Origin of the sequence: Rosenbergiella sp. YN46 (assembly GCF_036620675.1) — a bacterium.
In the GTDB taxonomy this organism is placed as follows: Bacteria; Pseudomonadota; Gammaproteobacteria; order Enterobacterales; family Enterobacteriaceae; genus Jejubacter.
The window spans coordinates 1-1323 of the sequence record NZ_JAZHEE010000078.1; the positions used below are offsets into that span (position 1 = coordinate 1).

Here is a 1323-nt window from a genome sequence, read left to right on the forward strand (position 1 = left end):
TATATGGGTCTTCCCTTGTTGTGGTGGCTGAAGGCATGATGATGGTGTATTTAATCGCCAGAGGTCACCGCTATGGACGAAAAGTCCCTCTACGCTCATATTCTTAACCTGTCCGCTCCGTGGCAGGTGAAATCCCTTTCTCTCGATGAAAATGCCGGTTCTGTTACTGTCACTGTCGAGATCGCTGAAAACACCCGGCTAGCCTGTCCGACCTGCGGTAAATCCTGCCCTGTCCACGATCACCGTCGCCGCAAATGGCGCCACCTTGATACCTGCCAGTTCACCACGCTCGTTGAAGCCGATGTTCCCCGCATTATGTGTCCGGAACATGGATGCCAGACCCTGCCGGTTCCGTGGGCGGGACCCGGTAGCCGGTATACGCTACTGTTCGAATCGTTCGTTCTCTCATGGCTAAAAATCAGTACCGTTGATGCTGTCAGGAAGCAACTTAAGCTGAGCTGGAATGCGGTTGACGGCATTATGATCCGGGGAGTTAAGCGAGGACTTGCCAGGATAAAAAAGCCATTATCCGCCCGTCATATGAATGTGGATGAGGTCGCCTTTAAAAAAGGGCATCGGTATATAACGGTGATCTCCGATCGCGACGGGCGAGCGCTGGCCTTAACAGATGATCGCGGAACTGAGAGCCTTGCCAGTTATCTACGTACACTTACGGACAACCAGTTGTTGACCATAAAAACACTCTCGATGGACATGAATGCAGGCTATATAAGGGCAGCGCGTATCCACTTACCCAACGCGGTTGAGAAAATCGCCTTTGACCGCTTCCATGTGGCGAAGCAACTGGGCGAGGTTGTTGATAAAACCCGTCAGAATGAACATCCGCACCTCCCTGTTGAAAGCCGACGCCAGGCAAAAGGAACCCGCTTCCTGTGGCAGTACAGCGATAAGTGGATGACCGAATCCCGGCAGGAAAAGCTGATGTGGCTGCGTGCACAGATGAAGCTGACGAGCCAGTGCTGGACGCTGAAAGAGCTGGCAAAAGATATCTGGAACAGGCCATGGAGCGAGGAAAGACGGAGTGACTGGCAGAGATGGCTGGCGCTGGCGGCTAACAGTGACGTTCCCATGATGAAAAATGCCGCGAAAACGATAGGAAAAAGGCTGTACGGGATCCTGAATGCGATGCGACACAGTGTCTCAAACGGAAATGCGGAGGCACTTAACAGCAAGATCAGGCTGCTGAGGATAAAAGCCAGGGGATACCGAAACCGGGAGCGCTTTAAACTGGGGGTGATGTTCCACTACGGAAAGCTGAATATGGCGTTCTGAGCCTTCCCACCATGATCGGGGAAGACCCAT

1 protein-coding gene is annotated in these 1323 nt (G+C 52.8%); it reads left to right on the plus strand.

Annotated elements, in window-relative coordinates; all coding sequences use genetic code 11:
* Positions 1–72 precede the first annotated feature (72 nt).
* On the plus strand, positions 73–1293 hold the full coding sequence (locus V3W49_RS22530; protein WP_500148179.1) for an ISL3 family transposase: 1221 nt from the start codon (positions 73–75) through the stop codon (positions 1291–1293).
* Positions 1294–1323 lie beyond the last annotated feature (30 nt).

Coding starts and splice junctions, on each gene's coding strand:
- V3W49_RS22530 (WP_500148179.1), top strand. CDS start 73: ATGGACGAAAAGTCCCTCTACGCTCATATTCTTAACCTGTCCGCTCCG.